At 53.3% G+C, this 13,450-nt stretch carries 11 protein-coding genes and 1 pseudogene; 6 read left to right on the forward strand and 6 right to left on the reverse strand.

Going from position 1 to position 13,450, the window contains the following annotated elements; translation table 11 throughout:
* Positions 1 to 18: 18 nt before the first annotated feature.
* Positions 19 to 714, reverse strand: a complete 696-nt coding sequence (locus JOD55_RS04265) for an exonuclease domain-containing protein (protein ID WP_204398844.1) — start codon at positions 712 to 714, stop codon at positions 19 to 21.
* Between the two features lie 116 nt (positions 715 to 830).
* On the opposite strand from JOD55_RS04265, the gene JOD55_RS04270 reads away from it, so the two are divergent.
* On the forward strand, positions 831 to 1,943 hold the full coding sequence (locus tag JOD55_RS04270; RefSeq protein ID WP_204398845.1) for a GuaB3 family IMP dehydrogenase-related protein: 1,113 nt from the start codon (positions 831 to 833) through the stop codon (positions 1,941 to 1,943).
* 196 nt (positions 1,944 to 2,139) lie between these two features.
* Here JOD55_RS04270 and JOD55_RS04275 read toward each other — a convergent pair whose 3' ends face one another.
* From JOD55_RS04275 to pta, 4 genes are all read right to left on the reverse strand, one after another.
* Positions 2,140 to 3,816 (reverse strand): fumarate hydratase, encoded by a 1,677-nt coding sequence (locus JOD55_RS04275; protein WP_204398846.1) that lies wholly within the window; start codon positions 3,814 to 3,816, stop codon positions 2,140 to 2,142.
* A 127-nt stretch (positions 3,817 to 3,943) separates the two neighbouring features.
* A complete protein-coding gene (locus JOD55_RS04280) occupies positions 3,944 to 4,450 on the reverse strand; it encodes a GNAT family N-acetyltransferase (RefSeq protein ID WP_204398847.1) in 507 nt (168 codons plus the stop codon).
* 182 nt (positions 4,451 to 4,632) lie between these two features.
* Positions 4,633 to 5,805 carry an acetate/propionate family kinase gene (locus JOD55_RS04285; protein WP_204398848.1) on the reverse strand — a complete coding sequence of 391 codons (1,173 nt, stop codon included), beginning with the start codon at positions 5,803 to 5,805 and terminating at the stop codon, positions 4,633 to 4,635.
* Between the two features lie 20 nt (positions 5,806 to 5,825).
* On the reverse strand, positions 5,826 to 7,457 hold the full coding sequence (pta, locus tag JOD55_RS04290; RefSeq protein ID WP_338022195.1) for a phosphate acetyltransferase: 1,632 nt from the start codon (positions 7,455 to 7,457) through the stop codon (positions 5,826 to 5,828).
* Positions 7,458 to 7,757: 300 nt separating this feature from the next.
* On the opposite strand from pta, the gene JOD55_RS04295 reads away from it, so the two are divergent.
* From JOD55_RS04295 to JOD55_RS09325, 5 genes and pseudogenes are all read left to right on the forward strand, one after another.
* Positions 7,758 to 8,720 (forward strand): pseudouridine synthase, encoded by a 963-nt coding sequence (locus tag JOD55_RS04295; RefSeq protein WP_204398849.1) that lies wholly within the window; start codon positions 7,758 to 7,760, stop codon positions 8,718 to 8,720.
* Between the two features lie 68 nt (positions 8,721 to 8,788).
* Positions 8,789 to 9,190 carry a (deoxy)nucleoside triphosphate pyrophosphohydrolase gene (locus JOD55_RS04300; RefSeq protein ID WP_204398850.1) on the forward strand — a complete coding sequence of 134 codons (402 nt, stop codon included), beginning with the start codon at positions 8,789 to 8,791 and terminating at the stop codon, positions 9,188 to 9,190.
* A 139-nt stretch (positions 9,191 to 9,329) separates the two neighbouring features.
* Positions 9,330 to 10,901: a glutamine-hydrolyzing GMP synthase gene (gene guaA, locus JOD55_RS04305; RefSeq protein WP_204398851.1), complete on the forward strand. Its 1,572-nt coding sequence runs from the start codon at positions 9,330 to 9,332 to the stop codon at positions 10,899 to 10,901.
* A 213-nt stretch (positions 10,902 to 11,114) separates the two neighbouring features.
* Positions 11,115 to 11,630 (forward strand): type IV toxin-antitoxin system AbiEi family antitoxin domain-containing protein, encoded by a 516-nt coding sequence (locus tag JOD55_RS04310; protein ID WP_239539107.1) that lies wholly within the window; start codon positions 11,115 to 11,117, stop codon positions 11,628 to 11,630.
* A 116-nt stretch (positions 11,631 to 11,746) separates the two neighbouring features.
* Positions 11,747 to 12,451, forward strand: a pseudogene (locus JOD55_RS09325) (nucleotidyl transferase AbiEii/AbiGii toxin family protein).
* Between the two features lie 4 nt (positions 12,452 to 12,455).
* On the opposite strand, the gene JOD55_RS04325 reads toward JOD55_RS09325, so the two are convergent.
* Positions 12,456 to 13,139: a copper homeostasis protein CutC gene (locus JOD55_RS04325; protein ID WP_204398855.1), complete on the reverse strand. Its 684-nt coding sequence runs from the start codon at positions 13,137 to 13,139 to the stop codon at positions 12,456 to 12,458.
* Positions 13,140 to 13,450: the final 311 nt, after the last annotated feature.

A 13,450-nucleotide genomic window follows, 5' to 3' on the forward strand; every position in this document is an offset into this window, starting at 1 on the left:
CACCATATCCACAGCTGGCTACTTCGCTATAGGCCAGCCAACTGGCTGCGTATAGGGTCTACCGCGTTCAGCTGCTCGTTTGGCAAAATAATTTGCTGATTCGATATACGTTTCAGATTGCTTACGCATGAGTTCATCGTGGCTCCAGCTGGCAGCGTCAGGGAATTTGCGCAACATAGCCCCGAGTACCCGCAACGTTACCAGTACATCGGCTTCGGCGTTGTGGAAGGAGTCGTCCTCCCAGACACCATAGTGCTGAGCCACGAGCTCAAGGGTGCGTTTTCCTTTACGCCAGCGGTCGAGAGTCTTATCGAGAATAAACGGATCAACCACTGGTGATACCGACCTTTCGAGCCGTTCCTCGAGTGTGGGGAGGCCATGACGTGCCAGTTCTGTTTCGATTAACGTCAAATCATACGAGGCATTAAAGGCCACGATCGCATGGTTTTGCTGGAGATGATAGTGAAGCAGCTCAGCCAATTCGCTCAGCACTTCTCGAATTGGGCGTCCCTCACGCTGAGCTTTCTCAGTAGAGATGCCGTGTACACTCTGCGCATTCAAAGGAATCTCCACACCAGGATCTGCTAGCCAGTAGTGTTTCGTGACGCGCTCGCTATCAATGACGACCACAGATGCCGTCACGAGGCGCGCCTCGGTAGGATCCACGCCAGTAGTTTCCGTATCAAAACCAACAATTGGATTGTGTGACCACATGATTCCTCTTTCTTTTCGTGTAAATAAGTATACGACGTAACTCCTGCCAAATTTCGTTGCCGCCTGTCTGACCTCCTCATCTCCACTTTTGACAGCGAAAACGATAGGCTAATCATGTGAGTAATGAAGTTGAAATCGGCCGCGGAAAGCGTGCCAACGTTGGATATTCTTTTGACGATATTGCCGTTGTGCCCTCTCGGCGCACGCGTGACGCCGCCGATGTATCGGTATCATGGCAGCTAGATGCTTATCTTTTGGATGCTCCTATTATTGGTGCGCCGATGGACTCCGTGACGTCGCCGGCCACGGCAATCACGATGGGCAAAATGGGCATGGTCGGCGTGCTCGATCTCGAGGGAATATGGACTCGCTACGAAGATCCAGAGCCTTTCTTGGAAGAAATTGCGCAATTGCCCGATCACCAGGTGTTTCAGCGCATGCAAGAGATTTATCGAGAGCCGGTAAAAGCTGAGCTCATCACCGCAAGATTGGAAGAAATTCGCAAAGCAGGCGTTCCGGTTGCTGGTGCACTATCGCCGCAGCGCACGCAAGAGTATTGGCGCACGGTGGCCGACGCTGGCGTCGACCTTTTCGTCATTCGCGGCACCACGGTTTCTGCCGAGCATGTGTCCTCAAACCGTGAGCCTTTGAATCTCAAGCGATTCATTTACGAACTTGACGTTCCGGTCGTCGTTGGCGGGGCGGCATCGTACACTGCTGCTCTGCACCTGATGCGCACGGGTGCTGCGGGTGTGCTTGCTGGTTTCGGTGGAGGAGCGACGACGGCGAATCGCCGCACGGTGGGTGTTGCCGTTCCGATGGCGACGACGGTGGCGAACGTCGCCGCCGCGCGTCGTGAGTACATGGACGAAACCGGTGGTAGATACGTGCATGTGATTGCTGATGGGCAAATTTCGACGTCCGGTGACTTGGTGAAAGCTATTGCTTGCGGAGCCGACGGCGTGATGCTCGGTACGGTGCTTGCGCGTGCCGATGAAGCGCCTGGTCGGGGCTATCATTGGGGAGCAGAAGCGCACCATAAGACTCTACTGCGTGGTGAGCGAGTGAAAGTTGAGCAAGTTGGCAGTTTGGAGACGATCATCAACGGTCCGTCGCTCGATGCTTCGGGCACTACGAACTTGATTGGTGCATTGCGGCATGCCATGGCGATGACTGGTTATTCGGACGTTAAAGAATTCCAGCGAGTGCCCATCTCCGTAGGACAGTAACTTTTTGGGGCGTTTTTGGCAACATCTCGAAATATATCGAGATGTTGCCAAAAACGCCCCAAAATTATGCACGTGGGAACGCGCACGTACTCGTGCGCGTTCCCACGCCCAAGGTGATATGCCCGGCCTGAGCTGGCACGTCACCCAAGGCGACACATGCCGCGCCCAGAGTCATATACGCCCCGCGGCCTAAGGCTCACATGCCTGGACGTTTGCCCAGCGTAACGCTAATTTCTTGTGAGCCGGCGAAGAAGTCGTTACCCTTGTCGTCTACCACGATGAACGCCGGGAAATTCTCCACTTCAATGCGCCACACAGCCTCCATGCCCAGCTCAGGAAACTCGAGCTGCTCAACTTTCTTAATGCAGTCCTCAGCGAGCTGAGCTGCTGGGCCGCCAATAGAACCGAGGTAGAAACCGCCATGCTTGTGGCAAGCATCGGTCACTTGCTGTGAGCGGTTGCCTTTAGCGAGCATGACCATTGAGCCACCGAGCGCCTGGAATTGATCCACATAGGAGTCCATACGGCCAGCCGTGGTCGGACCAAAAGAACCAGATGGCTTACCAGCAGGAGTTTTTGCAGGTCCTGCATAGTAAACTGGGTGATCTTTCAGATACCGTGGCATCTCGCCACCATTTTCGATGCGCTCGCGAATCTTTGCATGAGCAATATCGCGTGCAACGATCATTGGGCCGGTGAGTGAAAGACGTGTCTTAACAGGGTATTTGCTCAGCTCCGCCAGAATCTCAGCCATTGGCTTGTTGAGGTCGATATTAACCACGTCGCTATTATCCGAATGTCCGATCTCAGCGTCAGTGGTGGCAGGCAAGAACTGCCCTGGATTGTGCTCAAGCTGCTCAATGAAGATACCCTCAGGAGTGATCTTTCCTTTAGCTTGACGATCCGCCGAGCAAGAGACGGCTATTGCCACCGGCAAAGATGCACCGTGGCGGGGGAGACGAACCACGCGCACATCATGGCAGAAGTACTTTCCACCAAACTGCGCTCCAATCCCGATCTTGCGGGTGATGTCTAGAACTTTTTCTTCCATCTCCACATCGCGGAAGCCGAAACCTTCTTCGCCACCTTTGGTGGGCAGCTCATCGAGGTATTTTGCCGAGGCGTATTTTGCCGTCTTAAGCGCAAATTCTGCCGAGGTGCCGCCAATGACGATCGCCAAGTGGTATGGCGGGCAGGCGGCAGTGCCGAGCGAGCGAATCTTGCCCTCAAGGAATGGCATCATCGAGTCTGGATTCAAAATAGCTTTGGTTTCCTGGTACAGGTACGACTTATTGGCTGAACCACCGCCCTTAGACATAAACAGGAAGTGGTATTCGTTTTCGTGACCAGGGTGAGTATCTGCGTAAAGCTCAATTTGTGCAGGTAGGTTGGTGCCGGTGTTCTTTTCTTCGAACATCGACAGCGGCGCATTTTGCGAATAGCGAAGATTGTACTTTTCGTAGGTGTTTTGCACGCCCTGGGAGAGCGCTTTTTCATCTACACCAGGAGTGAGCACATGCTGCCCGCGTTCGCCCTTGATAATCGCCGTGCCGGTATCCTGGCACATTGGCAACTCGCCCTGGGCTGCAATATTGGCGTTGCGCAGCAGCGTTTTTGCCACGAAGCGGTCGTTTGGTGAAGCTTCCGGATCTTCAGTAATCTTGGCAACCTGCTTGAGATGTTCGGTGCGCAAGAAGTGGTTGATCTCGTAGAAAGCAGTTTCTGCAAGCAGCTCAAGTGCACTTTCCTCAACTTTGAGAAAAGTCATTCCGTCTGGCCCTTCTACAGTGCTCACGCCCTCAGTGGAAATGAGGCGGTACTGCGTTTTATCCGGACCCACTGGAAGCATGTCCTTGTACTTGATTTCAGTCATGGAACTCTCCTGATGACGCTCTATATCTATTCATATACAAGGATAATTCTGGGGCGGTTGAAATACTGGGTACAACCGCCCCACCGCCGAAGAGCACGCCACTTAAAATGGCTTAAAACGGTGCAATCTAGCCGTTATAGCGATATACGTTAGTCTCGCGTTGCGTAAAACCTGCTCGCCGGTATAGTCGATTTGCTGCCTCGCGGCTCGGGCGAGAGGTGAGGTCAACCGACTTCACACCTTTTTTCTGCGCGAGGTCAATCGCTGCTTCCACAAGCTTTTGGCCAGCTCCTTGACCGCGAGCTGCCTCATCAACCACGACGTCCTCAATCCACGCACGCCAGCCGGTAGGAATCTCGAACGTCACCAAGGTGAGCATACCCAAGATAGGTGCGACGACGCCGTCGCCACCCTCGCTACCAGAGGTCACGTCATGCTCGCTACCAGTCGCGACGCCGCGCTCGTCGTCGCCCTTTTCGCCTCGGTAGACAAAGAGGTAAATATTGTCTTGCGCCAAAAAATCTTCGAGCTGTTCAATATTCATGGGCGCTGATGAACGTGAGAGCTGTGGGATTAGCTTGGCAAATGCACTTTCAAGCTCGGGTGAGGCGTCTTCGACTAGTTCTACAGGCATAGTGATCCTTTCAATTATGTGCGTGTCAAGTGGGCACAAGGGCTTACTTACACTTACTGCTCACTCTGGTAAGAGAAACCGCTCGTGTCAATATGCCACGCCTAACGCATAGGCAAGCACATCAACACGAGCGGTACAAACTCAGCTTTGCTAGAGGTCAGCTGGCCCAGTTGCTATAGAACTCAGACGAGTTCCATTGCCTGCTGAGCGATAGCAAGCTCTTCGTTCGTTGGAACGACCATTACGCGCACCGATGAATCTTCGGTGGAAATCGTGCGAGGTTCCTTTGAACGGACGCTGTTGAGGGCGTCGTCGATCTTGATACCGAATGCAGCGAGACGCTTGCACACAGCTGCACGGAGGCGATCGTCGTTTTCACCAGCACCGGCAGTGAAGGTGATGACGTCGAGCCCACCCATAACCGCTGTGTATGCGCCAATGTAATGGAGCAGGCGGTGCACGTACACGTCAAGAGCTTCGATGGCATTGGCATCGCCCGAATCGGCGCGCTCCCAAACCTTGCGCATATCGTTATCGCCGGTCAGACCCTTCAAGCCCGACTTCTTATTGAATAGGGTGTCCACTTCGTCGGTGCTCATCCCGGCAACGCGCTGGAGATGGAATACCACGGCTGGATCGATATCACCGGTACGAGTGCCCATCACCAGGCCCTCAAGCGGCGTCAATCCCATCGAGGTGTCTACTGCATGACCGTTGACGACGGCGGAAACAGATGCGCCGTTGCCCAGGTGCAGGACGATCTGCTTAAGATCCTCGCGGTCCAAAATCGCGGAAACCTTTTCCGAAATGTACTTGTGTGAGGTGCCGTGTGCGCCGTAGCGGCGAATTTCGTACTTTTCTGCCACCTCGCGGTCGAGCGCATAGACGGCGGCTTCGGCTGGAAGCTGCTGGAAGAACGCCGTATCGAAAACTGCCACGTGCGGCACGTCAAGCAGCTCACGAGCTACTTCAATGCCTTTCAAATGGGCAGGGTTATGAAGTGGTGCCAGCGGGCACAGTTCTTCGATTTTGGCTTGAACAGCGTCGTCAATCACAGCAGCTTTGCTAAAGTACTTGCCACCTTGCACGACGCGGTGCCCAACGGCCTTAATATTCGCATCGGCGAGCTTTGGACCAACCGAATCGAACAGATCGAGAACCTTGCGCAGGCCATAGCCGTGGTCTGGAATGGTTTCGTCGATGTTGACCTCTTGGCCATTGTATTTATGCTCGATGTGGCCGATTTCTTCGCCAATACGTTCCACGAGTCCAGAAGCGAGCGAATCGCCGGTCTGCGGGTCTACGAGCTGGTATTTGATCGAAGATGAACCCGAGTTAATAACGAGAACAGTCATGAACACACTTTCTATATTTTTCAGCCCTGCGCTTGAATCGCAGTAATGGCAACAGTATTGACGATATCTTCAACGAGCGCTCCACGGGAGAGATCGTTGACAGGCTTGTTTAGTCCTTGCAGTACTGGGCCTACAGCCACAGCTCCAGCTGAGCGTTGCACGGCCTTGTAACCGATATTTCCAGCGTTGAGGTTCGGGAAAATGAACACATTTGCCTTGCCTGCAACTGGGGAATCAGGAAGCTTGGTAGCTGCAACTTTCGCATCCACAGCGGCGTCGTACTGGATTGGACCTTCGACGACGAGCTCAGGCTTGCGCTCGCGCACAATCCGGGTGGCTTCGACGACGGCGTCAACGTCTGGTCCTTTGCCAGAGGTGCCGGTGGAGTAGGAAAGCATTGCCACTCGAGGGTCGACGCCAAATTGAGCTGCGGTTTCTGCCGACGAAATGGCGATTGAGGCCAGCTGCTCTACCGTTGGATTAGTGGTAACTGCGCAGTCGCCATAAACGTAAACGCGGTCTTCCATGAGCATCAAGAAGCAGGAGGATACGAGATCAGCGCCGGGCTTCGTCTTAATGATTTGGAACGATGGAACAATGGTGTGAGCTGTGGTATTGATGGCTCCCGAAACCATTCCATCGGCGTCACCCATATGAACCATCATGGTGCCGAAGTAGGAGAGATCTTTGACCGTTTCATAAGCTTGCTCGTACGTTACGCCTTTCTTTTCGCGCAGGCGAGCGAACTCAGTGGCGTATTTATCGAGCAGCTCAGGGTCTTCATTGGAGACGATCACTGCCTGGGAGAGGTCAAGATTGAGCTGAGCTGCACGAGCGTGAATTGTTTCGGCATCGCCAAGCAAGGTGATGTCGGCGACTTCGCGAGCCAGCAGTTCATCGGCCGCGAGCAAGATGCGGTCGTCAGTGGATTCTGGCAGCACAATGCGCTTGCGGTTTGCACGAGCGCGGCCAATGAGCGAAGCAGTGAAGCTCAGTGGGGTGATCACATCCGAGCCGTGTTCCATCGCTGTCTTGAGAGCTGCAACGGCTTGCGCACCGAACTCACGCGGCGCGCCGTCAGGCAGCGAAATCACGGTGTTGTGATCGAGATCTTGTGGAGTTTTCTCTACGAAATCTGCAGGCGCATCGGTGATGATCATGCCGGAAATCGGGGCGTGCTCGTCCGAGATTTCGTTGGCGATGAGGTGCGCGATTGTTCCGATTTGTTCGCTGGAACGAAGCGCGCCGGAAAGAATTGGCAGCACGGAGGTGCCAAGGTTGGCAGCTGCGCGTCCAGTACGTGCAAGAACGCCGGGGTAGAGCGGATCGCCGTCAAGCAAACCGACGATGAGCACTGCGTCGAAATTGTGTGCGTAGTCTGTGTAACGTTTGACCAGCGCGTTCATTGCTTCGTTTTCGTCTGCCACTAAAGCCTGGCGGGTGCTTCCCCAGGCCAGATCGAGATCTTGTGGGCGACCAACGGCTTCGAGCAGCTCGCGGAAAGCGATATCGTCCTCAATCGGACCATTGGTAAATGCGCGGAATACGCCAAGGTTTTCGTAGTGCTCATTGAGTTTTTCGAGGCAAGCTTGAACTACTCCGCGGGTTCCGGCGTTTCCTTCTGCCGCGGTCAAATAGACGCTCTTCGTCACGAGAATTTCCTCCCTGAAGCGGGTTGCGCTTCAATAAATGTGAAACCGCTGGTAGCCAGGCACGTCCCTGGTTGCCGGGCACGCTCGTTGTGCTCTGCTTGAGGTAGCGTGCTCTGCTGGGTGGCAGCCGCCACTATGCATATATCATGCAAGTGGTGGAGCTACGTGCGATTTCCTATTTCTATTCCATCTTCGCACCAATGTCCTACAAAATGTGTGTTAAGTTGAAAAATCTGTAGTTTCTCACGTATTGCGTGTGATTTGCGTGATACGCTTCGGGGGAGTTTTGAAAGGGAGCGTATGCGTAAGAAGCGAAATGTGCGGCGTTCTCGCAGGATACGCGAGGTGCGGCCGCCGTTGCGGCGAGGGATTAATGCTTCGCGGATCGTGTTGCCCGATGGAGATTGGGCCACGCTGGGGCAGTGGGCGCATTTTCGTTTTGGCGACGACGTGTGGGAGGCCTTTCGTCATGGAGATTTTCTTGCCGACGGTGCAGTGGTGCTCGGTCCCGATACGCCATACGTTGCGCGCTCGCGGATTTGGATTTTTCGCCCGGTGCTTGATGAACCCGATACGCCGATTGCACTCGATGTGCTTGCAGAAAATGAGCGTTTTATCGTAGTGGATAAGCCGCATGGGATGGCTACGATCCCGCGTGGCTCACACGTTGCCAATACGGTGACGGTGGCCGCACGCAGGCAGTTTGCTAATGACGAACTGGTATGTGCACATCGTTTAGATTTGGAAACGGCCGGTTTGGTGCTACTTACGAAAAAGATTGAGTATCGCAGCCTCTACCAAGATATGTTCCAGCGCCGAGAAATCGCGAAAGAATATGCAGCTATTGCGACTGCGAGTGATCTTTTTGCCGACGGCGCTTGGCACCATTTTCAATTTCGGCTTGGCCGCCCACCTGGTCAAATGCATGTGGACGTGCTTGATGACTGCGCACCGCTTGAGCAGGCAAATGGCGTGACGGACGTGCGCATGCTCGAATACGTCGATGTAGCCAAGCGTTACGCCCATTTTATTTTGAAGCCGACGACGGGTTACACCCACCAACTGCGCACTACGATGAATCATGTGGGAGCGCCGATTTTTGGCGATCCGCTCTATCCGGTGAGGTTGAGCCTGGAAGATGAGGCGAAACGTGGACATTTCTTAAAGCTGCTAGCTGCGCGTTTGAGTTTCATTGACCCGGTTGATAAACGCGAATATTGCTTCGAGTCTCGCCAGCGTTTGGAGTTACCAAACGGGTATTGAGGAAATCAAGCGAGGTTGTAGACGATAAGACGATAAGACGATAAGGCGAGTGCTCAGGAGGTGCGAGATTGAAGAAGTTGATTCACGTTGTTGGCGCAGTGTGCGTCCGTGATGGAAGCATTTTAGCGGCTCAGCGAGGTGAGGGGCGCTCGTTAGCGGGGTTTTGGGAGTTCCCAGGCGGAAAGATTGAAGACGGCGAAAGCCCTCAGCAAGCCTTAGCGCGTGAGTTGCGCGAAGAATTGCTCACGGAGGTTGACGTTGGAGCGTTCGTTGCTCGTTCTGAGCACGAATACGAGTTCGGAACTGTGCGTTTGGACGCTTATTTTTGCACCGTCGTCGGCTCTTCGCCGCAGCTCACGGAACATCAAGCGATGCGGTGGTTGAGCGCTGACGAACTGTTCGACGTGCAGTGGGCGCCGGCCGATATTCCGATTATTGAGGAGCTGCGACGCAAGCTCCAGGCCGGTTAACGCAGGCTGACGCAACTCCACGCAGATTAACGGAAATCTGCGCCGAACGCCGTCCATTCTTTGACACTGAACCAAGCTTACATATGAGATTTTGCGAAATTATTTCGCGCTGAGCTGTGCCCTCCGATAGGCTAGTTCCGTGACTTTAGATGAACTTCGCCCAGTTGTAGTGGTTGATAATGGTGCCCAGTACGCCCAGTTGATTGCGCGCCGTGTTCGTGACGTGGGCTATTACTCCGAACTCGTGCCGCATTCATGGTCAGTTGAAAAGATTTTGGCTAAGAATCCGGCGGCGATTATTCTCTCTGGCGGTCCTGCCTCGGTGTATGCGCCAGGTTCGCCAGCGCTTGATCCTGCGCTTTTGCAAGCAGGTATCCCAGTTATGGGTATTTGCTACGGTTTCCAGCAGATGGCGCAAGCCTTGGGTGGCGTCGTTGCCCAAACCGGACAGCGCGAGTATGGCGCTACTGAAGCGAGCGTCGTCGCCCCGAACGTTTTACTCCCGGGCGACGACGGCGTCGAAAACGTGTGGATGAGCCACGGAGACGCTGTCACGGTTGCGCCGCAGGGTTTCACCGTAATTGCGACGACGCCGGGCGCGCCCGTTGCGGCGTTCGAGAATGTTGAAGCGAAGCAGTTTGGTGTGCAGTGGCATCCTGAGGTTGTGCATTCTGAGCACGGCAATGAGATGATTTTGCGCTTCTTGCGCGACGGTGCTGGATTGAAAACGAACTGGGATTCCTCGGGAATTATTGACGACCAGATCGAGAAAATTCGTGCGCAAGTGGGGGATTCGCTCGTGATTTGCGCGCTTTCGGGTGGTGTGGATTCCTCGGTTGCGGCAGCGCTCGTGCACCGCGCGATTGGCGATCAGCTCACCTGTGTGTTCGTTGATCACGGTTTGCTTCGTGGCGGCGAAGCTGAGCAGGTCATCAATGACTATGCAGAAGCTCGTGGCATGAAGATTATGGCTGTGGATGAGTCAGAGCGTTTCTTGACTGCGCTCGCGGGCGTGACGGAGCCGGAGGAAAAGCGCAAGATTATTGGCCGCGAGTTCATTCGTTCGTTCGAAGCTGCACAGCGTAAGTTGATTGCTGAAGCTGGCGCGGAAGGGCGCGAGGTGAAGTTCCTCGTACAAGGCACGCTTTACCCAGATGTTGTTGAGTCTGGTGGCGGTGAAGGTACTGCCAATATTAAGTCGCACCACAATGTGGGCGGTTTGCCAGAGGATCTCGATTTTGAACTGATTGAGCCGCTGCGTGATCTTTTCAAGGACGAAGTGCGTGCTATTGGTCTTGAGCTTGGACTTTCGGAGAAGCTCGTGTGGCGTCAGCCATTCCCAGGGCCAGGTTTGGGAATCCGCATCATTGGCGAAGTCACGCGCGAGCGTTTGGAGATTTTGCGCGCTGCAGATCTGATTGTGCGTGAAGAACTCACTAATGCAGGTTTGGATCGTGAGATTTGGCAGTGCCCAGTGGTGTTGCTGGCCGACGTGCGTTCGGTGGGTGTGCAAGGCGATGGGCGCACTTATGGGCATCCGATCGTTTTGCGGCCGGTGTCATCGGAGGACGCAATGAGCGCCGATTGGAGCAGGCTGCCGTATGACTTGCTGGCCAAGATTTCGAACCGTATTACCAATGAGGTTGCCGAAGTGAACCGAGTGGTGTTGGACTGCACGTCTAAGCCACCAGGGACGATCGAGTGGGAATAAGACCGCATATTATTGTGAGATAGTTTTCTGAGTGATTCTGGAGTTGTTGAAAGGCTCCAGAATCACTTTTTATATGGGGTAGCTACCAGAGTTTAAGTACTATTTACAAATCTTATGGACGTTGAGTGAGAGTTGGACGTTGAATGAGAGTTGCTAATGTTATGTAGACAGTCAAGACTATAGTGAATACGCTATACTTTTGACGTGTCTAAAATGGATGCGGTGTATGAAGCGGTAGACGACTTTGGCCTGATAAGCTCGGCTGAAGCTGCAAAACTCGGCGTGTCCAATGTGGAACTTGTTCAATATGCACACATGGGAAAGCTAGTTCGCGTTGCGCGTGGAATCTATCGGATGCCGGTGTGGCCTTTCCAACCGCAGGCTCCTTATGCAATTGCGGTTAAGGCAGCTGGAGAAAATGCATTCCTTTATGGTGAATCTGTAATCGCACTTTTGGGCCTTGCCCCAACGAATCCGACAAAGATGTGGATTGCTTCCACAAGACGCATTAGGCGCAATTTAGGCAGTGGCACGGTGCTGATTCGAACAAATGAAGTTAATCCTTGTTGGATTGAAGGCATTCCTTGCCAGTCGGTTGTGGAGGCGATCGTAGCAGCTGCGCCAACGATGGGTGTGAGTAGGGCGTTTGATGCGGCGCGCGAAGCACTGGCTCAAGGAATTCTTACCAACGAGGAGATGAAGGTGATTAGTGGAAAGCTGACGCAATGAGCAAAAAGCCAAATAGTATGCGCCATTTGGATGACGCTATACGGAGAATTGTCGGTGGTTCTCCACAAGATTTTGTTCGTGTTCGTACTGCCATAGCGAATGTTATTGTAGCGAGTATGCTTCCAGCTGGTGTGATAAAGGGCGGAAGTGCGCTTAAGCTACGCTATGGCGATGCAACTACCCGCTTCACCACCGACCTCGACACGGCTACGAGCATGGATGTGTCTGTATATATTCAACATTTAAGTGAAGCGTTTCGCGAAGGTTGGGAAGGCTTTGGTGGTCGCGTAATCCCCAAAGAACCCGCATCTCCTGCCGGAATTCCAGAAGACTATATTATGTAACCGTATGATGTGAAGCTCACGTACCTAGGTAGATCTTGGTGTACAGTGCTGCTGGAAGTTGGACATGATGAGATAGGTGATGCGCAAGCACCAGATTGGATTCAAGTCTCAGATATTGCTGCAATCTTTGACAAGATAGGTATTCTAGTTCCAGGGCGTATTGCAGTCATGTCACTAGATCATCAGATTGCTCAGAAACTACACGCATCTTCAAGCCGAGGTGATAGGGCTCGAGACCTTGTAGATCTTCAACTTATTCTTAATAGGTCTGAGATAGACCTCGTAGTGACACGAAAGACGTGTGAACGCTTATCTGCCTACAGAAGAGCCCAGACGTGGCCGCCGGAAATTATCAAACAGCCTGGCTGGGAAAGTTTATATATGGAGCATGCTGAGGGGATGTCAGTAGCACAAACTCTCGACGAAGCGATCGAATGGGTCAATCTGCTTATTGACCGAATCAATAATGCGCATTAAGTACTTACCCGATTGCCTCAACCCACTCGCGCACAAGCTCGGCGGATACTGGTTCATCAAAGCTGCCCCCTGCACGTACTTTCGACCCTATGTGGAAGTTTCGGTAGCCGGCGTCTTTCAAAGGTGGGACGAGTCCGAGGCTCAGCCCGCCTCCAATGAGTATGCGGTCGGCTGCCCAGTGGTTTGTTTTTGCCAGGCTGAGCAGGTTATTTAGCCCCGCGGTGACTCCCGCCGCCGAGCCTGCCGTGAGCACGGTATCTGGTGTATAGCTCAGGCTTTCCAATGCATTCCAGGCTTGCACGTAATCCTGTGCGTGGTCGATGGCGCGATGGAAGGTATAATTTGGCGCAGCCATATTTATCGAGCTCAAGAGGTTGTCGATACGAGCCTTATCGATTGTTCCGTTTTTGAGGAAGCCCAGCACGACGCCGTTCGCGCCAGCATCGTAAAAATCTTGGGCAAGCGTTGCAAGTTCGGCGATCTCAGACCGGTTGCGTATTTCGAAGCCCTCGCAATGACGCAACATCACGCGCACAGGTATATCGACGGCGTTACATACCTCGCGTACGAGTCCCGGTGTTGGCGAAAGACCGTCGGAGTCCATTGTGCCAACGAGTTCAATCCGGTGGGCGCCGCCTTTTTCGGTGGCGATGGCATCGGTTGCGTTGAGGCAAATAACTTCGAGCATTGTGGCTACCTTTCTGTGGACGACGCCGGTGTTGAGTTGCGTTGTTGGCGTTCAGTCTATCTGCTCATTTGTGCGGGAACTAGTGGCGTATCTCGCTTTGTGTATTTATGCCCGCTGTTCAGTGGGGGGGTGGAAACAAGGCGTTGGCGTGTTGTGATGCCGGGGAGAACTCGTTTGGGATAGTAATGGATAATTTGTCGGTTATTTTATAGGCCGTTAGTCATTAAATGTTGAAATAAGTAGATAAATATTTGATTAGCATATAGATTTATTGGTGATTCCAATTGTTATGGTTATTTTGGAATCGATTC

Source organism: Arcanobacterium pluranimalium (assembly GCF_016907845.1).
Taxonomy (GTDB): Bacteria; Actinomycetota; Actinomycetes; order Actinomycetales; family Actinomycetaceae; genus Arcanobacterium_A; species Arcanobacterium_A pluranimalium.

Excerpts from the sequence above, each read along its gene's own strand:
- JOD55_RS04285 (WP_204398848.1), bottom strand. The coding sequence starts at position 5,805 with ATGACTGTTCTCGTTATTAACTCGGGTTCATCTTCGATCAAATACCAG.
- JOD55_RS04275 (WP_204398846.1), bottom strand. The coding sequence starts at position 3,816 with ATGACTGAAATCAAGTACAAGGACATGCTTCCAGTGGGTCCGGATAAA.
- JOD55_RS04295 (WP_204398849.1), top strand. The coding sequence starts at position 7,758 with ATGCGTAAGAAGCGAAATGTGCGGCGTTCTCGCAGGATACGCGAGGTG.
- JOD55_RS04310 (WP_239539107.1), top strand. The coding sequence starts at position 11,115 with ATGGATGCGGTGTATGAAGCGGTAGACGACTTTGGCCTGATAAGCTCG.
- JOD55_RS04280 (WP_204398847.1), bottom strand. The coding sequence starts at position 4,450 with ATGCCTGTAGAACTAGTCGAAGACGCCTCACCCGAGCTTGAAAGTGCA.
- JOD55_RS04265 (WP_204398844.1), bottom strand. The coding sequence starts at position 714 with ATGTGGTCACACAATCCAATTGTTGGTTTTGATACGGAAACTACTGGC.
- JOD55_RS04325 (WP_204398855.1), bottom strand. The coding sequence starts at position 13,139 with ATGCTCGAAGTTATTTGCCTCAACGCAACCGATGCCATCGCCACCGAA.